At 49.1% G+C, this 20279-nt stretch carries 12 protein-coding genes and 1 pseudogene; 4 read left to right on the forward strand and 9 right to left on the reverse strand.

Annotation, left to right across the window (positions count from 1 at the left end):
• Positions 1 to 10 precede the first annotated feature (10 nt).
• Positions 11 to 1252 (forward strand): putative PEP-binding protein, encoded by a 1242-nt coding sequence (locus QFX30_RS00660; protein WP_300486796.1) that lies wholly within the window; start codon positions 11 to 13, stop codon positions 1250 to 1252.
• A gap of 29 nt (positions 1253 to 1281) precedes the next feature.
• Here the strand turns inward: QFX30_RS00660 and QFX30_RS00665 are convergent, their stop codons facing one another.
• From QFX30_RS00665 to uvrB, 9 genes and pseudogenes are all read right to left on the reverse strand, one after another.
• Positions 1282 to 4893, reverse strand: a complete 3612-nt coding sequence (locus QFX30_RS00665; RefSeq protein WP_300486799.1) for a PAS domain S-box protein — start codon at positions 4891 to 4893, stop codon at positions 1282 to 1284.
• Between the two features lie 418 nt (positions 4894 to 5311).
• Complete coding sequence (locus QFX30_RS00670) at positions 5312 to 5464, reverse strand: hypothetical protein (RefSeq protein WP_300486802.1); 153 nt, start codon at positions 5462 to 5464, stop codon at positions 5312 to 5314.
• Between the two features lie 88 nt (positions 5465 to 5552).
• A pseudogene (locus tag QFX30_RS00675) lies at positions 5553 to 6640 on the reverse strand (DUF763 domain-containing protein).
• An 82-nt stretch (positions 6641 to 6722) separates the two neighbouring features.
• Entirely contained in the window at positions 6723 to 7556 is an 834-nt protein-coding gene (locus QFX30_RS00680; RefSeq protein WP_300486805.1) for a methanogen output domain 1-containing protein, read from the reverse strand.
• A gap of 125 nt (positions 7557 to 7681) precedes the next feature.
• Entirely contained in the window at positions 7682 to 9433 is a 1752-nt protein-coding gene (locus tag QFX30_RS00685) for a histidine kinase dimerization/phosphoacceptor domain -containing protein (protein ID WP_300486808.1), read from the reverse strand.
• Positions 9434 to 9462: 29 nt separating this feature from the next.
• A complete protein-coding gene (locus tag QFX30_RS00690) occupies positions 9463 to 9897 on the reverse strand; it encodes a response regulator (RefSeq protein WP_300486811.1) in 435 nt (144 codons plus the stop codon).
• Positions 9897 to 10925 carry an ATP-binding protein gene (locus tag QFX30_RS00695; protein WP_300487359.1) on the reverse strand — a complete coding sequence of 343 codons (1029 nt, stop codon included), beginning with the start codon at positions 10923 to 10925 and terminating at the stop codon, positions 9897 to 9899. The genes QFX30_RS00690 and QFX30_RS00695 overlap by 1 nt, the downstream gene beginning before the upstream one ends.
• 198 nt (positions 10926 to 11123) lie before the next feature.
• Positions 11124 to 13991, reverse strand: a complete 2868-nt coding sequence (gene uvrA / locus QFX30_RS00700; RefSeq protein WP_300486814.1) for an excinuclease ABC subunit UvrA — start codon at positions 13989 to 13991, stop codon at positions 11124 to 11126.
• Positions 13992 to 14029: 38 nt separating this feature from the next.
• The gene (gene uvrB / locus QFX30_RS00705) at positions 14030 to 15976 is read right to left on the reverse strand and encodes an excinuclease ABC subunit UvrB (RefSeq protein WP_300486817.1); all 1947 of its coding nucleotides are present in this window, start codon (positions 15974 to 15976) and stop codon (positions 14030 to 14032) included.
• A gap of 204 nt (positions 15977 to 16180) precedes the next feature.
• Between uvrB and uvrC the strand changes: the two genes are divergently transcribed.
• From uvrC to QFX30_RS00720, 3 genes are all read left to right on the forward strand, one after another.
• On the forward strand, positions 16181 to 17920 hold the full coding sequence (gene uvrC, locus QFX30_RS00710) for an excinuclease ABC subunit UvrC (protein ID WP_300486820.1): 1740 nt from the start codon (positions 16181 to 16183) through the stop codon (positions 17918 to 17920).
• Between the two features lie 174 nt (positions 17921 to 18094).
• Complete coding sequence (locus tag QFX30_RS00715) at positions 18095 to 19318, forward strand: methanogen output domain 1-containing protein (protein WP_300487362.1); 1224 nt, start codon at positions 18095 to 18097, stop codon at positions 19316 to 19318.
• 62 nt (positions 19319 to 19380) lie between these two features.
• Positions 19381 to 20094, forward strand: coding sequence for an ATPase domain-containing protein (locus QFX30_RS00720; protein WP_300486823.1), 714 nt, complete (start codon positions 19381 to 19383; stop codon positions 20092 to 20094).
• Positions 20095 to 20279 lie beyond the last annotated feature (185 nt).

Genomic DNA, 20279 nt, shown 5'->3' on the forward strand with positions numbered 1-20279 from the left:
TATGAACTATATGCAGATCCTGAAGGGTGTGGGTGCCGGTGCCGGAAGGCAAAGCGGCAGAGTGCGCATAATAAGGAACCTGGAGGATGCTTGCAGCCTTGAATGGGGAGAGGTGGCTGTCTTCAAAAAGATAGCCAGAGATGTGCTGCCTGAAATCAAAAGGGCTGCCGCCGTTATAGCAGATTATGGTGGACTTACGAGTCACGCCGCAATAACACTCAGGGAACTTGGAATACCCTGCGTACTCGGAACAGAGACCGCCACCAGAGTCCTCAGGGACGGAATGATAGTCACAGTGGACGGTAAAACCGGGAATATCTACAGGGGAGTCATGGACTGGGCGTCCAGGAATGACATAATTGGGGTTCATGAGACCGCCACAAAGGTCATGGTGAACCTGAATTTCCCCTGGCTCGCAGCGAGGGTTGCTGAATTTGCCGATGGTGTTGGCTCTGTAAGGATAGAGAATATGATCATAGAGACAGGAAAGCACCCATACCTGCTTTTGAATGAAGGTAAACTCTCCGGGGTCCTTGAAAGTGGCCTTGAGGAGATACTTGAAGCATTCCACCCGAAACCGGTATGCTTCAGGACACTTGACATTCCATCAGATGAACTCAAACACCTCCGTGGATCCGCTGAACCCCACGAAAGGAACCCTTTCCTGGGTATGAGGGCTATAAAAAGGGATCTCAAGGATAATGAGGTCCTGAAAGCAGAATTTGAGGCATTGAGGAATCTCCTGGATTCTGGATACAGTAACCTCGAGCTGAAGTTTCCCTTCATAAGGGATATTCCTGAATATGTCCGTGCAGTTGAAATCCTTGATGAATCAGGCATAAGACCCCACAGGGACCTCAGGGTGGGTGCATCCATTGAAACACCATCTGTGGCCCTCCAGATAGATGAACTCCTGGATGAGGGTGTGGATTTTGTCTCACTTGGCCTCAGTGACCTCACCATGTGCAGCCTTGCAGCGGACAGGAGGAGCACCCGTGTTGCAGGTATCTTCAATCTATCACACCCGGCAGTCCTGGGAATGGTTGAGGATGTGGTTGTTGCGTGTCATGAAAGGGGTGTGGAGGTTTATGCTGCTGGATACGCTGCAACAAATTACGTTCTGGTGAGGGAACTTGTTGAGATGGGTGTCGATGCTGTATCAACAAGCCCCGATAAGGTCCTCAGGATGAGGTCATTCATCGCAAAGGTGGAGGACTCACTGATACTAAGAGGCATGGGAAGAAACAGTTAAAAAAGCGCCAGTAATCTGAAAGGCAGTGCTTATGAGTCGCGCTCAATAAGTGGGAAGGTTATCCTGAAGCAGGCCCCATCACGGTTTCCGTATTCAAGTTCACCATCGATCTGCCTTACAAGGCTTGTCACAAGCTGCATTCCAAGAGATTTAAGTTCCTCTATGTTGAAGTCCGCTGGAAGACCCCTTCCATTGTCAGATATCTCAAGGACACAGTTATCACCGGTTTTTCTGATTGATACACCTATCTTACCCCTATCCCCTGTGAACGCATGTTTAACCGAATTTGAGATTATCTCATTTGTTATGAGGCCAAGGGGTATGCATCTCTCCATCTCCACCATGATATCATCATATTCAAACTCGAGTTCTATGAATCTTCTATCGTTTGACTGGAGTGTTACCATCTCATCTGCAAGTGTTTTGAGGTATTCCCCAAGGTTTATGCTGGATATGGCCTTTGACTGGTATATCTTTTCATGGGCGACCGCCATTGTCTTCACCCGCAGCTGGCTATCCCTGAGGATATCCAGAATTTCAGGGTTATCTGTGTAGGCTGACTGAAGTGAGAGGAGACTTGCAACTATCTGTAGGTTGTTCTTGACCCGGTGGTGTATCTCCCGCAGAAGCACCTCCTTTTCATAGAGGGATTCGATGATCTGCCTGTGCATCATTATCCTCTGAATTCCATCAGAGATTTCAGCTCCAAGTATCTCAAGAAATTCTGTTTTGTCCCGGATTTCATCGGACTCTAAACCCAGTTTAAGGATTCCTTTAACTTCACCATCAACTATGAGGGGAATTTCAGCAGAACTTCCATCCAATTTGAGTTTAGGGGACTCTGGAAGATCTTCAGGGGCGTCTATTTCTCTTTCTACTTTTAGGTCAGGTTCAATGTAGGCTGCCGCTGATTTGAATTCAGGGCACCTTATGATGGCATCAAGGACCCGTTCCATAAAGATATCTGGGTCATCTGTCTCAGCAGATTTAAGTATGATATTTATGAGCCTCAGATGATTCTGATGTTCCACCATTCTCTTCCTGTAGGCCAGCTGCCTCACCGCCAGGAGGTAATACTGTGATAGGTGTTTAACCGCCCTCAGGTCTGATTTATGGAAATTTCCGCCCATGAGGATTATCTCAGATTTCATATCCCCCGATGATGCACTGACACGCAGGATGTCCCCTGCAGATGAGATTCCATCCTCTGAAATTGCCTCAATTTCCTCATTACTGAGGTCACTTGATACCAGAATTTCCCTTCTATTTTTAAGCCTTATGGCACCCTTCTCTGCATCTGTAACCTGGCATGCGGCATCGAGGATGTACTCTGTGAATTCCTCTATGCTCTCAGCGGAAATCGCATGGGGATATATCTCACTTAGAACCATCCTGACTCTGAGTTCATCCCTCAACTTGTGCTGGGACAGTTTGAGTTTTGTTATATCATTGAAGCTCAGCACAACCTGACCTGAACCTGGAATATCACCCCTGTGGACTATCATGTGGAGAATCCTATCATCGGCCTTCATCCTTAGGAGTACCCTGCATCTGTCCTGGAGTCCATGGAATTTCTCAAGGTCATCCTTATGGATGATCTCAGCCATATTGATCCCCTCTGAGCTGCCGAAGATCTCTCTGAAGATCCTGTTTGTCCTCAGAATATTGAAGTCCCTGTCTGTAACCGCAGTTGGGGTGGCCCTGTTTTCAAATATTGTCCTGTAACTTTCCCTTGACTTCTCGAGTTTCTTCTTGGTCTCAATGTAATCTGTAACATCCCGCAGTATCTCCACGGCGCCTATGACCTTCCTATGTTCATCGTATATTGGGGATGCCTTGATCTGGAAGTGCCTCCCCATGTGCTCCACATAGACCTCAGCGTAGATTGAATTCCCATCCCTTCTTATATTTCTGTATCTTTCAGGGACATCTCCGGGTTTTAAAATGAATTCAAGAAGGCCAGGGGTTCTTTTACCGTAAAATGGAATTGCGTATGCCCTGTCACCATCGCCAATTATATCATCCTTTTTTATACCTGTGAGCTTTTCCATCTCCCGATTCCATGCCATAACCCTTCCGTCGGTGTCAATTGCAAATGTGGAGTCGGGTATTGACTCAAGGAGATCCCTAAATTTTCTGTGTTCAGTTTTAAGTTTTTTATGGGCTCTGTGGAGGGCTGTCATGTCCCTGACGATGGCCATCACAAGGTCTCCTACCTTGCTGACGGTGACCCTTGTGGGGAAAACCTCACCTGTGATTTTCCTGTGGAGCCAGTCGAATTCACACCTCTCACCGGACATTACCCTTTCAATAATGGCATGGGCCAGTTCTGAGGATTTTCCATCCTTCTGGTACTCAGGTGAGAGTTCCCATGGGTGTTTGCCCTTTATTCCATCCTTTTCGGCCCTGAAGAGTTCCAGGGCGGTTCTGTTACAATCGATTATTTTTTCATTCTTGATTAGGAATATGGCGTCCCCTGCATTCTCGAAGATTTCACGGTATCTGGATGAGATGGAATCAAGTTCACTTTCTGAGGTGATTCTCCTGAGGGTTTCTGTTGTGCTTGAGGCAATTTCCCTAAGGAATTTCATCTCTGCCTCATCGATTTTCCTCCTCGCTGAAACCACAAGGTAGAGTGGGTTTTTGCAGTTCTCCAGTTTTATGACTGCAGTTGATCCGCCTTTGCCTTTTTGGATGCCTTCCCTCAGATCGACATCAGGCATTGGACCCTCACCTTCAGTGACACCATCGGGTGTCCTGAATGAGGCATGGGAGTATCCCTCATCAACCAGGAGTTTGCATATGCCTTCCATGAGTTCAGACGGATCGGTTGAAACCGCCGCCTTAAGGTTAATTCTGCTTAGAAGTTCCAGGCATCTGTTTGTCTTTCTAAGGCGCCTCTCAACCATCTTATGCCCTGTTACATCCCTGAACATGCAGAAGCCGCCCTTGAACTGGGATGACTCAGTTATGGGGTGGCCTGAGAGGATCATCCATTTCGTGCTACCATCAGCTGCCCTGAAGCGGATCTCACGCTCCCCTGATACACCCTTACGGCAGGAATCAAAGATACGCTCCATTATTTTCCTGTCTGCAGGGTGGACAAAATCAAAGATGCTTCCTCCTGTTATATCCCCGCGTCTGCAGGATAAGAAATCAGCCATCCTCTTATTACAGTACTGTATAATTCCATCTTCACTGAATATACAGACTCCCTCACCTGTTGTATCCAGTATCTGCTGGTACCTTCTGTTGGCATGGGCGAGGAGTTTCTGCATCTTGTTCTTGTACAGGGCGAGTTCAAGGGCGTATGCAAGTTCCCTTGAATTGAAGGGCTTGAGGAGATAGGCGTCCGGCTCAACCTCGGATGCCCTCTCAAATATCTTCCGGCTTGAATATGCTGTGAGGAACACCACGGGTATATCAAGAACCCTTTTTATGGCGCTTGCGGCCCTTACTCCATCAACCTCTGACTGGAGGACTATGTCCATGAGGATGATGTCTGGTTTCATCCTGAGGGCAGTTTCAATGGCTTCCTCCCCGGTACTCACAGAAACCGCATCATATCCCCATGATTCAAGAAGCCTTACAAGTTCAAGTGCGGTTACTGCCTCATCCTCAACGATAAGGGCAGATGGCATATAATCATATATTGCTTTTCCTGATATATTAAACCTTTTATATTAAAGAAATGGGGGAAGGCAAAAATATGAAAATCCCATTATCTTCCAGATAATGAAATATTGAAGCTGTGTACAAACTTTCTACTTAAGTTTATATTCAATATTGAGAACTATCTTCACTATACTCTCATAACCTCATCCGGCGCGTCGCAGTAGCCCTTCTCAGCCGTTCAGGGAGTATTCCACCATCCAGACAGCTTCAAAGGGATTTTCTCTTCTTAATCCTTCTCCTCATCTCATCATCATGTATTTGGAGTCTCTGCAACACCATCAAATACTCCACTTTCCAGGAACCTGTGTGGCTGAAAAGCTCGGGAGGTGCTCCACACAGTCCTTGATGTTCTTTGCGCAGGGATAATCATTGGTCAGCATCCCTTCAGGCCGTGGGTTGGGAATCTGCATTCCACATCCCTCCTATGAAGTCCCAGGTTCCCTCAATGTAGAGCCCATCATCAGTTGAGACCACAACCAGCAGGTCATAGGAGACCCCAGGCTCCTTAGGGATGCTTTGAGGAAACCAGAAATTCATGAGGAAGTGGGAGGTGTCTCACAGGTACCTCACCCTCAAATTCTTTTTGAAGGAAAAAACATGCAGCTGATAAGACGGAAATAAAAAACTAAACCTTCAAAAATCTTTCAAGGGACTCGAGCGCCCTTAAGCGATCCTTTCTGTTGATTTTAGCCTCCTCAAGAGCACCCCTGAGGTAATCCACTGTGCTATCATATGTATCCCTATCCACGGGGTAAGGGTATCCGTCCTTGCCACCATGTGCATAGCTGTACTTAACAGGATCCCTCCAGCTCACCTCCTCACCGTATATGAGGTCAGCGACAAGGGCAAGGGCCCTGATCTTTCTGGGTCCAAAGCCTTCAATCATGACCAGTTCCTCATAGTTCCCGGGCTGGATCTCATATGCCCTTTCAAGGACAGCCATGTCTTTCTCTGTGAGGTCAACAGATAGAACCTCATGGCGTCCTGGCATCTCAAGCACATTGAAGTCGAAGAGTGTCCGCTGTCCTGTGAGGTAACTCCTGATGTGTGATGGGCCATCGCAGACGATATCAACACTCACATCACGGGCGCCCTGGCTTTTGGGTGAGGTCATGTCAAGGACCTCCCCCATGGTCCTATCTGATGATATCCCGCTGTGGGGCGAGTCAACATAATCCTCAACCCCTGAACCAAGCCAGTGGTATCTCCTGGCATATCCTCCATCAGGGTTGAGTCCCTGCTGTAAGACAGCCCACTCACCATCGGCGTCAAGAAGGAATGTGTGCTGGTAGAGGCTGAACCCATCCTGTATACAGTTACCATCCACCTGGCAGATATCCTGCTGGAATAAACGAGTTGGGATGAATCCAGGTCAAAAAGTTTCCCTGCAGCCTCAAGTTCACCTGGTGTCCTGCGGGACGCCCTTCCCTTACCACCTGCAACCAGTATACCGTGCCTCTCTGGGTCAAGTGCAGCTTTGAGGGCACCACAGGTTGTGGTGGTTGTCCCTGATGAGTGCCAGTCAAATCCTATTGTGCAGGAGAATGCCTGAAACCAGAAGGGGTCCGAGATTCTTGATATGAACTCAGAGGTCCCGTACTCCTCAATTATAACCTCAGCTATGGCACCTGAGAGTTCGACCATCCTCCTCATGAGCCAGGCAGGTGGGTGACCCCTATGGAGGGGTAGATTTGCAATGCCCGTTCTCCTCATTCCAGACCACTTAAAGGATTATTTAACGCTGACCTTTGAAGATTTTTGTTGGAGTTAGGGGGTTTCGAATCCACTTAAAGGATTATTTAACCCTGAACCTGAAGAGGCACCTCTCTGATCCATCTGCAATGTGTTCAAGTGCCCTGAAATCACCAGGAAGTCCGCTCCAGTCCCAGCTCAGCTTGAGAATGGCCTCACAGTTGAGGCAGAATCCAGGGTTCTTCCCTGCATCATCAATCCATGGACAGTTCTCAAATTCAACGTAGACATTTTCATCATCCTCAAGGAAGCCCACCCTTATAGTGAAGTTCTCAAATACATCTGCAACCCATGCAAGGTATGCCTCAAGGGGGTCATCGTAGGGGGATTCCTCCATATATGATTCAAATCCAGGTTTAAGTTCAGATATGATCCTATCCCTGAATATCCCTGATAATAATTCCCTGATCTCATCCCTCTCGGCGTCTGGTGAGGGCATTGCGTTGAGGATGAAATTGTAGAAGTCGGAGATTATCCTTTTCCTCATTAGCTCCATTTCCCTCATGGCCGACCTGTGCCTGTATATAGCCATCTCAATGTTGGCGTTGAGTTCGGATGATTTGAAGGGCTTCACAATGTACCCGTAGGGCTCCGTTATCTTCGCACGTGCCATCATCTCCTCATCGGCGTAGGCTGTGAGGTAGATTATGGGGATGTTGAAGCTGTCCCTTATCTCCCTTGCGGCCTCTATCCCATCCATTTCACCCTTGAGCACTATATCCATGAGGACAAGGTCCGGTTCATGTATCTTACTTGCCCTTATGGCGTCCCTGCCTGTTGAGACGGTATCCACCACCTCATGGCCCATTGTCTCAAGTTTGTGTCTTATACCCATCGCCACTATGGCCTCGTCCTCAACAACAAGAATTCTTGCCATAAAATCTCCCCAAGGTCTTTTTAATTCAGATGATCTTCAATTATTCTGGAATCACTGAAATTTAAAATTTGATGTGAAAATAAGGCCTTTAAGCCGCTTGTAGCAGTCTAAAAGCAACAAGTCAGCTAGAACCTTTTACTGTACTCAACCTCACGGAATTTTACAGTGAACCTGGCGGGCCTCTCTATCTTGAGTTCACCATTTATCTGATCCACAAGGTTCTTCACAATACTTAGACCCAGGGTGCCGGTATTCTCAAGGTCAAGGGCCTCTGGCAATCCCACACCGTTGTCTGAAACGATGAGGGTGTAAAGGTCACCATTCTTGTGGACCTCCACGGTAATCTCGCCTCCATCATCAGGGAATGCGTACTTTATACTGTTGGTTACAAGTTCATTTATTATGAGGCCACAGGGGATTGCTGTTTCAATGTTAAGCATAACATCATCCACGCGGATTCTCACATCGATTTCACTTCTATCTGCACCGTATGAGTCAAGGAGGTCACTGAGAAGTGTCTTTATGTAGTCCCTGAGGTTGACCCTTGATAGGTCCCTTGACTCGTAGAGCTTTTCATGTATGAGTGATATGGCTTCTATCCTGTGCTGGCTGTCCATGTAGAGTTCCCTCAAGCGGGGGTCCCCCGTGATGGACGCCTGCAGCATCAGGAGGGTTGAGATTATCTGGAGGTTGTTCTTGACCCTGTGGTGTATCTCCCTGAGGAGCAGCTCCTTCTCCCTGAGGGATTCTCGAAGGCGCTTCTCAACCGACTTCTTATGGGTTATATCCATGAGGGAGAGGAGACACTTTCCGCTCCCAGGGATGGTGACAGTCGTTGCAAAGAAGTTCCTCTCCTCACCCCTCCTGTTTCTGAGTGTGACCTCAAAGTTCTTCGGTATAGCATCAGGGTTAACTGACATTAACCTGTGGTAGGCCTCTATACGACCGGCATCAGAGGGGTCCACAAAGTCGGTGAGCTTCATGTATCCCTGTATTTCCACCTTGCTGTAACCAGAAAACCTTTCAAAGGCACTGTTTACAAGCTCTATCACCATATCACTGCCACATATAACTGTGAGGGTACCCGTATTCTCGAATATCACCCTGTACTCTTCCTTGCTGGCTTTAAGTTCCTTTTCAATTCTTTTCTGGGCTGTGATATCCTTCCCCATCAGGTATATAAGTTTCTTATCATCCACCTCAACCGATGTTACAGATACGTCAAGGGTGCGGCCCCGAAGACCCACTGTGAACTTAATATGGCCACCCTCGCACTCTCCCATGATCCTTCTGAAGTCCTCCTCACTGATCCATTCACTGATGTTTCTACCGGTTATATCCTCAGCAAATGATTTCAGGAATCCCGCAGCGGCAGGGTTAACATCAAGTATTGTCCCGTCTAGTGAACATATAAATATGGGGTTACCCGATTTCTCAAAGAGGGCCCTGTATTTTCTTTCACTCTCTTCAAGGGCCCTCTGAGCCTCTCGAATCTTTCTTTCCTCCTCTGCCTCCTGAAGGGCCCTCCTGAAAGCGAGGGGTAATTTTGAAAGGTTATTTTTGAGTACGTAATCTGTTGCCCCTGCCTTCAGCATCTCAACGGCAAATTCCTCCCCAATCTTCCCACTCACAAATATGAATGGGATATCGTATCTCTTCCTCACTATTCTCAGGGCTGATGCACCATCAAAGTTTGGGAGCGCATGGTCAGCCAGTATGATGTCCGGCTTGAATTCCTCAAGAGCTCTTCTGAAGGAGTCCTCACTGTCAACTGTTAGATGATCAAATTCTATACCGTATCTCTTGAGTTCCCTTATGGCCAGTTCAGCATCAAGGGGGACATCCTCAAGGATCAGCACCTTAACCTTCTCTGACATTGGAAATCCTCTGAATATTCGCATGCGAACTACTCAGGCGGCTGATTTATGATCATCCAGTAGAATCCCAGGGTTGAAACCGCGTTTATGAATTCATCGAATTCCATGGGTTTGCTCACGTAGCTGTTAACCCCCAGCTTGTAGCTCTCAACTATATCCCGGTCCTCCTTGGATGAAGTCAGAACCACCACCGGGATGCTGGATGTATTTTCATTTCTCTTGATCTCCTGGAGAACCTCAAGGCCATCAACCTTGGGCATCCTGAGGTCAAGGAGTATGAGCTTCGGGAGGTTATCAGGGTCCCTCTCAGAGTAGGATCCCCTTGCGAAGATGTAGTCAAGGGCCTCTGCACCATCCTTGACCCAGTGGAGCTTGTTTGCAAGGTTGTTTTTCTTCAGTGCCCTTATCGTTAGTTCTGCGTCTGTCGAGTTGTCCTCAACAAGGAGTATATCTGCATCTGTCATTATCCCACCGCCTTTGGAAGTGTGAAGTATATTGTTGCACCGGCATCAACCTCACCTTCACCCCAGACTCTTCCTCCGTGCCTCTTTATTATCCTCTGGACTATTGAGAGGCCCACACCGGTTCCCTCAAATTCCTCCTGACTGTGGAGTCTCTGGAAGAGTCCAAAGAGTTTCCCCACATACTTCATGTCAAAGCCTGCCCCGTTATCCCTGACATAGTAGATGTGTTCATTGCCTCCGTCCATGTATCCCACCTCAATCCTTGCAGGGTTCCTGTCCCTTGTGAATTTGATGGCGTTTGAGAGGAGGTTACCCATCACCTGCCCCATGAGGACCCTGTCTGCCACTGCAGGGGGGAGGTCATCCACAGAAAACTCTATGACCCTTCCCTCCTCCTGTGAGGCAAGTTCCCGGTAGGTCGACTCTGCAAGTTCCCTCATGTCCAGAGTCACAGGGTTCATCTCCTGCCTTCCAGCCCTTGATAGGAGGAGGATGTCATCGATGAGCTGCCCCATCTTCTTCGTGTTATCCCTGATTATTCCAATGACCCTGCGACCATCCTCATCAAGTTTATCCTCATAGTCCTCGACTAGTATCCTTGAAAACCCGTCGATGGCCCTTAAAGGGACGCGGAGATCATGTGATACTGAATAGGCAAATGCCTCCAGTTCCTTATTGGCATCCTCAAGTTCTACGGCCTTTTTTTCCAGTTCACGGTTCAGTTCTCTTAGAGAGCGAACCTTCTCAATCCTCTCAATGAGTAGTGCGATCATCACTGTGAAGAGCATGAGGAGGACTATCCTGAAGAGCTCATCTGATATGTTTAATCCAACTGCACGTGTCATTGGCTGAATTATGAGTAAAGCTGTGAATACTGCAAAAACAAAAAGAGCCCATTTAATTACCCTTCCTGAGAGTTTTGGGACTGCTATGAGAGGTAAAATCAGGAAAATTCCATCCATCCAGTTGAAGGATAACATCATAACCGCCGCTGCAGTCATCATCAGAAGGTCTTCAGGGTATTTCATGATAACCACATAAAATTATGGGGATGATCATATAAAAAATTTCCTTTAAAGGAGTTGGCTGAAACACTTTTATTTTATGATAATTAGATTGAAACACCTTTATCTTGCTATAAAGAAGATACGGACGTTATGTTGTTTAAAAAAAGACCAAGCAAAAAATTTAACGGAAAAATGCTCACTGAGAGCAGTCAAACCAGCCTACTTTCCGGTGTCCTGTCCCACGGGGACCCTCTCATTCTGCACCCCGCTGAGGACGTCCCTGAGGAACCGTCCTGTGTGCGTTCCTGAGTTAGCAACCTCCTCTGGTGTACCCTCAGCAACCACAAGGCCCCCCCTGTCACCGCCCTCGGGTCCAAGGTCTATGATGTGGTCCGCAGACTTTATAACGTCCAGGTTGTGTTCTATCACAACAGCTGTGTTACCTGCATCCACAAGCCTTCCCAGGACATTGAGGAGTTTCTTGATGTCATCGAAGTGGAGTCCGGTGGTTGGCTCATCAAGGATGTAGAGCGTCTTTCCTGTGCTCTTCCTCCCAAGTTCCTTCGCCAGTTTGACCCTCTGGGCCTCACCACCTGAGAGTGTGGTGGCTGGCTGCCCCAGCTTTATGTAGCCAAGGCCCACGTCATAGAGTGTCTGCAGTTTCTTCCTCACCTGGGGTATGCTCTCAAAGAACTCAAGAGCCTCCTCAACGGTCATATCAAGGACCTCTGCGATGTTCTTACCCCTGTATCTTACCTCAAGGGTCTCCTCATTGTACCTTCTACCCTTGCAGACCTCACATGGGACATAGACATCTGCAAGGAAGTGCATCTCTATCTTGATTATCCCATCACCACTGCAGGCCTCACAGCGGCCCCCCTTAACGTTGAAACTGAATCTGCCTGGCCTGTAGCCCCTCTTCTTTGCCTCGGGGGTCTGGGCAAAGAGTTCCCTTATATGGGTGAATACCCCCGTATAGGTGGCGGGGTTTGATCGTGGTGTCCTCCCGATTGGTGACTGGTCTATCATCACAACCTTGTCGATGTGCTCAAGGCCCTCGATGTCGGTATGCTCACCTGCATTCATGTGCTTATTGTGTAGCCTCTCATAGACTCCCCTGTAGAGTATCTCGTTGACCAGTGTACTCTTACCTGAACCTGATACGCCGGTGACGCAGGTGAAGACACCCAGTGGGATTCTCACATCGATATCCTTAAGGTTGTTGGCCCTGGCCCCCCTCACCGTCAGGTACTTCCCTGAATGGCCCCTCCTGAATTTGGGTACAGGTATTGTTTCCCGGCCCGACAGATATGCCCCTGTGAGGGATGCCAGGTCCTCCATTATCTCCTGGGGTGTCCCCTCTGCAACCACGTGTCCACCGTGTTCCCCGGCACCGGGTCCAATGTCAACAACGTGGTCAGCCGAGAGTATGGTTTCCTCATCGTGTTCAACCACTATCAGGGTGTTCCCCAGGTCCCTGAGCCTCTTGAGTGTCTCAATCAGTCTCATGTTATCCCGCTGGTGGAGGCCTATGCTGGGCTCGTCCAGGATGTATAGGACCCCCACGAGGCCCGATCCAATCTGGGTTGCAAGCCTTATCCTCTGGGCCTCGCCACCTGAGAGTGTGCCTGAGGACCTTGAAAGTGTCAGATAGTCAAGACCCACGTCAATCAGAAACCGTAGCCTCTCACGTATCTCCTTGAGAATCTCCCTTGCGATGTACTCCTCCCTCCCGGTGAGTTCAAGGCCCTCAAAGAAGCTGTGGGCCTCGCTCACTGACATTTCAACAACATCATGTATTGATTTTCCACCCACCGTGACCGAGAGGCTCTCCGGTCTCAACCTGCTCCCCTTACAGACCGGGCATGCATGGTTGCTCATGAATTTACCTATGTAGGTCCTCATGTAGTTGGACTTGGTCTCCATGTAGATCCTTTCCATCCTGGGTATAACACCCTCAAAGCGCCTGTTAACACGGTAGGTTCTGTTTTTACGCTGAAATACGAACTGGATCTTCTCGTCTGTCCCGTAGAGGACTGCCCTCCTGTGTTCCTCGTCCAGTTCACCGAAGGGTGTGTCCAGGCTGAAGCCGTAGTGCTCTGCCACAGCCCTCAGCATCTGGTGGTAGTAGTTGTCCTTCTTACCTGACCTGCTCCAGGGGACTATGGCCCCCTCATTTATGGAGCGCTCAGGGTAGGGTACCACGAGGTCAGGGTCTATCTCAAGTTTGCTTCCAAGCCCATTGCACTCTGGACATGCTCCATGGGGGCTGTTGAATGAGAACATTCTTGGGCTTATCTCCTCAAAGTTTATGCCGCATTCAGGGCAGGCGAAGTGTTCACTGTAGACCCTCTCCTGGCCTGTGTCATGGTAGAGGACCCTGAGTGTACCCTCGCCCATCTCCAGGGCGGTTTCAACGGAGTCTGCGAGCCTCTTCCTGAATTCAGTGTCCTTTCTAACAGCAAGGCGGTCCACCACCACATCGATCGAGTGTTTCCGGTTTCTGTCAAGGTTGAATTCCTCGTCAAGGTCCCTTATTTCACCATCAACCCTGACCCTTACGAATCCCTGTTCCCTTAGTCTCTCAAAAACCCTCTGGTGCTCGCCCTTCCTGTCCCTCACCACCGGTGCCAGTATTATGATCCTTGTGCCCTCATCGTCCTCCATTATACGGTCCACTATCTGGGTTGATGTCTGCTGCTCTATCTCCCTTCCGCAGAGGTAGCAGTGGGGTTTACCTATCCTTGCAAATAGGAGCCGGAGGTAGTCGTAGATCTCTGTTATGGTCCCCACTGTTGAACGGGGGTTGACCCTTGTGGTCTTCTGGTCTATGGATATTGCAGGGGAGAGGCCCTCTATGTAGTCCACCTCGGGCTTCTTCATCTGCCCCAGGAACTGCCTTGCATAGGCTGAGAGGGACTCAACGTATCGCCGCTGGCCCTCAGCGTATATGGTGTCAAAGGCCAGCGAGGACTTCCCTGACCCGCTTATACCTGTTATGACTATGAATTTATCCCTTGGGAGTTCAAGGTCAATGTTCTGGAGGTTGTGTTCCCTTGCACCCTTAATAATTATCTTTCCACTCATAACTCTCAGAATCTCCACTTATTCATATAAAGTTCGTTTTATTTTGATGAGGACCCCTTGAGGGACATTATCTGGTCCCTGAGCCTCGCGGCCCTCTCGAATTCCAGGTTCCTTGCGGCCTCACGCATCTCGGCCTCAAGGTCCTTTATTATGACCTCAAGTTCATCCCGGGGTATCTCCTCAGCCTTAATCTCCTCTTTCTCCTTCTTCTCCCTGAGGGTCCTTCTTGTGCTCCTTGGCTTTATACCGTGCCTGCGGTTGTACTCCATCTGGAGCTTTCTTCGCCTGTTGGTGGTCTCAACCGCTGCTTTCACCGCATCTGTGAGTCTGTCGGCGTATATCAGAACCTGGCCGTTGACGTTCCTGGCGGCCCTACCGATTGTCTGTATGAGGGAGGTCTCTGATCTGAGGAAGCCCTCCCTGTCGGCGTCGAGGATAGCCACCAGTGAAACCTCCGGTAGGTCCAGCCCCTCCCTGAGGAGGTTCACACCCACCAGGCAGTCGAATTCGCCACGTCTGAGGTCGTCTATGATCTCAATACGCTCAAGGGTGTCTATCTCAGAGTGGAGGTACCTCACCCTCACACCAACCCGTGAATAATAGTCGGTGAGGTCCTCTGCCATCCTCTTGGTGAGGGTGGTTACGAGAACCCTCTGGCCAAGGTCAACCCTCCTTCTTATCTCAGAGAGGAGGTCGTCAACCTGTCCCTTAACCGGCCGGATCCTGACCTCAGGGTCCACGAGGCCAGTGGGCCTTATGATCTGTTCAACGATGTTCTGGCTCCTTGAAAGCTCATATTTACCCGGGGTTGCAGAGACATAGATCACCTGGTTTATGCTCTCCTGGAATTCATCGAAGCGCAGCGGCCGGTTCTCCTTTGCACTGGGGAGTCTGAAGCCGTACTCAACGAGTGTCTCCTTCCTTGCCCGGTCACCGTTGTACATGCCCCTTATCTGGGGGACGGTCACGTGTGATTCATCTATAACCGTCAGGAAGTCATCGGGGAAGTAGTCGAGGAGGGTGTTGGGTTTCTCACCCCACCTCCTGCCGCTGAGGTGCATTGAGTAGTTCTCTATGCCCTGGCAGTAGCCCATCTCCCTTAGCATCTCCATGTCGAATCTCGTCCTCTGCTCCAGGCGCTGGGCCTCAAGGAGTTTATTCTGGGCCCTAAGTTCCCTTAGCCGATCCTCAAGTTCCTCCTCTATCGACTCTATGGCCCTCTGGAGTCTGTCCTCAGGGATCACGAAGTGCTTGGCAGGGAATACCGTTATGCGGTCCAGTTTCTGCAGCCTCTTACCTGTTACCCTGTGGACAGTTGATATGGAGTCCACCTCGTCCCCGAACAGTTCTATCCTGATGGGGGGTGTTCCGTGGATGGGGTTTATCTCTATGGTGTCGCCGCGGACCCTGAACTGGCCCCTGTCGAATTCCACGTCGTTCCTCTCGTACTGCATGCTTACAAGGCTTGAGAGGATCTCCTCCCTCCCGATGGTGGAGCCAACCTCAAGGTGGAGGGTGAACTCACCGTAATCTGCGGGGGCCCCTATGCCGTAGATGCAGGATACACTGGATACCACTATAACGTCATCCCTGGATAGGAGCGCCTGGGTTGCTGAGTGCCTCATCCTGTCTATCTCATCGTTTATTGAGGCCTCCTTGTCTATGTAGGTGTCTGTCTGTGGTATGTAGGCCTCTGGCTGGTAGAAGTCATAGTAGCTCACGAAGTACTCCACTGCATTATCAGGGAAGAAGTCCCTGAACTCCTCGTAGAGCTGCGCAGCCAGTGTCTTGTTGTGGGATATGACCAGTGTTGGTTTCTGGACCTCCTCGATGACATTGGCGATGGTGAAGGTCTTACCTGACCCTGTGACCCCCAGGAGGGTCTGCTCCCTCATCCCTGAGTTTATACCCTCAACGAGGGACCGTATCGCCTTTGGCTGATCCCCGAGGGGTCTGTAATCTGATACCAGTTTAAATTTCATCACAAATCACTTAAAATGAGAAACTCGATTTATGGTGAAAATATATTTCAGGTCACATTATATATACCTTTGCAGTTAGAAGAGTGATACATCAAGTATACATCTGCAGTCTTAGAATGTTAAAGGAATGATACATCGACGGATACCTCTGCAGTTAGAAGGGACAGATATACAGCTGCACTTTTAGAATCTTAAAGGGATGATAGGTTGACAAGGGTAAGGGATGCAGGGAAACTTCCAGACAGGACAGGTGTTTACATATTCCGTGATGAAAAAGATAGGGTCCTCTACGTTGGCAAATCGGTCTCAATAAGGAAGAGGGTCGCATCATACTTCCGGGAACATGAGAACCCCCGCCTCAGGGTCATGATGAGGCACCTTGACAGCATAGAGTACATCCTCACAGAGAATGAAAAGGAGGCCCTCATCCTTGAATCCAACCTAATAAAGAGGTACAGGCCCCCCTACAACGTCCGCCTCAAGGACGATAAGAGGTACCCATTCATAAAGATAACAGATGAGGAATACCCCCGTGTAATCATAACAAGGACCATCGGGGGTGACAGTGCAAGGTACTACGGGCCATTCACCGATACCGGGTCTGTGAGGAAGACCCTGAAGTTCATAAAGTCCCTATTCAGGATCAGAAGCTGCAGAAGGATGGATGGGCCCTGCCTCAACAGCCAGATAGACCTCTGCCATGCACCCTGCGATGGGAGGATAAGCAGGGAGGACTACCTTGAGATCATCGAAAGGGTGGACCTCTTCTTCCAAGGCCGATACCGGGAGGTTATTGAGGATCTTGAGGTGGAGATGCACGATGCCTCAGAAAAACTGGAGTTTGAGAGGGCCGCGGTTATCCGGGACCAGATTGAATCTATACGTGAGGTTATGGAGAGGCAGTACGCGGCCTTCACAGACTCCATTGACCAGGACATAGTGGCCCTGGAGACCAGCGGGGATAACTCCGTCGTTGTGGTTCTGCAGATCCGTGACGGTAAGATCACAGGTAAGGACGACTTTATGCTGAGGGGCTCTGCAGATAGGAGGGAGATCCTCGAGTCCTTCATCAAGCAGTACTATGCAATCCCCCGTTATATACCATCAGAGATCCTGGTGCAGTACCCGATAGGGGATGAGGTCATAGCAGAGTGGCTCTCTGAGCTCAGGGGTGGTGAGGTCAGGATACATTCACCAGAGGGGGGGTCAGGCAGGAGGCTCCTGAACATCGCCTGGAAGAACGCCTCCGTCATCCTCAAACAGAAGGGTAAGGTGAAGGATGCGCTCCTTGAACTCAAGGGTGAACTCAAGCTCCCCTCCATCCCCCGGCGGATTGAGGGCCTTGACATATCCAATATTGGTGGTGAACACGCAACCGGTTCAGTCGCCGTCTTCCTGGATGGTAAACCAGCCCCCGGAATGTACCGCCGCTACCGTATAAGGACCAGGGGACCGGATGACTATGCCATGATGCGGGAACTCGTCATGAGGAGGTACTCCAGTCCTGAAACTGAAAAACCGGACCTTGTGCTTATCGATGGGGGTAAGGGGCAGCTCTCAGCGGCACTGGATGCCCTCAGGTCATGTGGTGTGGATGTGCCTCTTGTTGGCATAGCAAAGAGGGAGGAGGATATATACCTCCCAGGGCTTTCAGAGCCAGTTGAGGTATCAGATGGCGCCCTTCAGCTTCTCAGACACCTACGTGACGAGGCCCACAGGTTTGCAGTTGAATATCACCGGAGGATCAGGGACAGAAAATCCCTTGAGTCAGAACTCGATAGTATAAGGGGTGTTGGTCCCAGAAGAAAGAGGGCCCTCCTGGAGCACTTTGGGAGTGTTGAGGGTATAGGGAAGGCCAGTGTGGAGGAACTTGCCACGGTAAAGGGTATGAACCGCCCGGTGGCAGAGAGGATATACAAACACTTCAGAAGGGGTGATAATGGCTGAATTCCCTCCATATGGTTTTCTACAGTTTAGAAGTGTTTTATGGGGTGATAACGGAATTTTCCAGCAAATTATTTATACTGATCATTTACATAATATATCTAACTGTGTGAACTTTAATCCAGGGGATGGATGATATCCAGGGAGGATTGAATGTCGCCTACAAGTTTGCTCGTTGTGGAAGATGAGAGTATAGTGGCTATGGACATCAAACACAGGGCCGAGGGCCTCGGCTACCGCGTGGTTGGCATGGCAGCCTCAGGTGAGGAGGCAATAAAACTTGCCCGTGAGGAGAAACCTGACCTTGTACTCATGGATATAGTGCTCAAGGGTGAAATGGACGGTATAGAGGCGGCAGAGGTCATAAGAGAGGAGATGAATATACCCGTTGTTTACCTCACAGCATACTCTGATGAGAAGACCCTCAGCCGTGCGAAGCTCACAGGGCCCTTCGGGTATATAATAAAACCCTTTGAGGATCGTGAGCTTCACAGTGCAATCGAGGTGGCCCTCTATAAACACAGGATGGACAGTAAACTCCGCGAAAGTGAGGAACGCTACAGGGCACTCCTTGAGACATCACCCGATCCCATAATCCTCCTGGACTCTGACTCAAGGATACTCTTTGCAAACAGAACCGTTGAGGAGTTGACAGGGCTTAACAGGAAGAAGTTGAGGGGTAAGAAACTCTCCATCCTCGAAAGGAGGGGCCTAATATCAAGGGATGTCCTTGAGAAGATCCTTGACCTCATGAACCATGATCATAAAACCTTTGAAATCGAATTTGTTGATGTGAAGGGTAGAAAGCACCACTTTGAGATACACTCCACCACAATTGAGACAACAACCGAGAAGAACCTCCTCCAGATAATAGGGCATGACATAACAGGGAGGGTTGAGGCCGAGAAGAGGAGGGAGGAACTTATCCGTGAGAGGTCAAAGGCCCAGCTTTATGGATTCGTTGTTTCGGCTGTGCCAGTCTTTGCATCATCAATTCCTCCACAGCTCAGAAATGCCATCATAAAGAACTTTGCGGACAGGTTTGAGAAGAACCTCAAACCCAACTTCCAGAGGATGATGGAGAAGCTGGGGGTTGTTGAGGATATCAGGTCAGGTAGGGCGCCCGAGAGGGTTTTCAATGCATACATAAAGTGGCTTTCAGGGTTTCTCGGGAACCTTGGAATTGAGACCGGGCTCCGAAAGGAGAAGTCACGGTATGTACTTGAATTTAAGACGTTTCCCTGGATCAATGAGGCACGTCAGAATCCCATCTTTTCACTCATATTCAGGGCCATGCTGATGAGGAGTTTCACCTGGACAGGTATCAAGGGAAGCGTCATACAGACCTCAACACTGAGGAGCAGGGACGAGAACCTCACATTCGAATTCCATATGGTATAGAGAGGGGAGCCTCATATTTGAATTCATACATGTATCTGAATGGACTAATGGGGGGTAAATAAATGGATGCTATACCTAGGTTAGGTACGGGGGTTAAGGGATTGGACGATATAATAGGGGGATACCCGGAGGGGAGGAGTATTCTTGTAACAGGTGACGCCGGGGCTGGTAAAACCATCATGGCACTTCAATTTGCCATTGAGAGTGCCAGGAATGGACTTAAAACAGTCTATGTTACAACAGAGGAAGACGAGACTGACCTGAGGATCCAGTGCGCCTCCCTTGGGTGGGATATAGATGAACTGATGGAATCAGGTACCCTGAAGATCATAGGACTCTCTGCAATAAGGGCAAGGCTCACAGAGGCGGAGATAAACATAGGCATTGAATCCGTCAAGGGAAACCTTCAGAAGATACTGGCCGAGATCCCGGAGGATACTGAGGTGCTTGTGATAGACAGTATAGGTAGCCATACAGAGAAACTAACAACACATGAGTTCCGGGACCAGTTTGACCTCCTCATCTACGAACTAAAGAAGAGGGGTATAACTGCATTGATAATCCTTGACAGCGCCACCTCAATGGAGTTCAATGAGATAGCCCTCTACGCGGTATACGGCGCCATAAAGCTGATAAAGAGGGAGAACCCCTACACAGGTAGAAGGGAGAGGGTTATGGATATTATAAAGATGAGGAGCACAAGGACACCAATTGAATTTGTACCTTACATCATATCAGATAATGGCCTTGAGGTTATTGAGAATCCTGAGGAGTGATACGGTACCATAATCAAATTATCTCATAATTGGAGAGTCCCCAGTGATATTAATTTTATTCTGATGCCTATCTGCGGGAGACATTTATTTAAAGCCTTAAGCTGGCGCATCGTTCCCATTTTCCAGGTACTTCAATCATAATATAATAATTAGATAAATTTATATATTACGTTATTACATTATTG

Origin of the sequence: Methanothermobacter sp. (assembly GCF_030055435.1) — an archaeon.
In the GTDB taxonomy this organism is placed as follows: Archaea; Methanobacteriota; Methanobacteria; order Methanobacteriales; family Methanothermobacteraceae; genus Methanothermobacter.

Excerpts from the sequence above, each read along its gene's own strand:
- QFX30_RS00660 (WP_300486796.1), top strand. The coding sequence starts at position 11 with ATGCAGATCCTGAAGGGTGTGGGTGCCGGTGCCGGAAGGCAAAGCGGC.
- QFX30_RS00695 (WP_300487359.1), bottom strand. The coding sequence starts at position 10,925 with ATGAAATACCCTGAAGACCTTCTGATGATGACTGCAGCGGCGGTTATG.
- uvrA (WP_300486814.1), bottom strand. The coding sequence starts at position 13,991 with ATGAGTGGAAAGATAATTATTAAGGGTGCAAGGGAACACAACCTCCAG.
- QFX30_RS00720 (WP_300486823.1), top strand. The coding sequence starts at position 19,381 with ATGGATGCTATACCTAGGTTAGGTACGGGGGTTAAGGGATTGGACGAT.
- QFX30_RS00690 (WP_300486811.1), bottom strand. The coding sequence starts at position 9,897 with ATGACAGATGCAGATATACTCCTTGTTGAGGACAACTCGACAGACGCA.
- QFX30_RS00670 (WP_300486802.1), bottom strand. The coding sequence starts at position 5,464 with ATGAATTTCTGGTTTCCTCAAAGCATCCCTAAGGAGCCTGGGGTCTCC.
- QFX30_RS00665 (WP_300486799.1), bottom strand. The coding sequence starts at position 4,893 with ATGCCATCTGCCCTTATCGTTGAGGATGAGGCAGTAACCGCACTTGAA.
- QFX30_RS00685 (WP_300486808.1), bottom strand. The coding sequence starts at position 9,433 with ATGTCAGAGAAGGTTAAGGTGCTGATCCTTGAGGATGTCCCCCTTGAT.
- QFX30_RS00680 (WP_300486805.1), bottom strand. The coding sequence starts at position 7,556 with ATGGCAAGAATTCTTGTTGTTGAGGACGAGGCCATAGTGGCGATGGGT.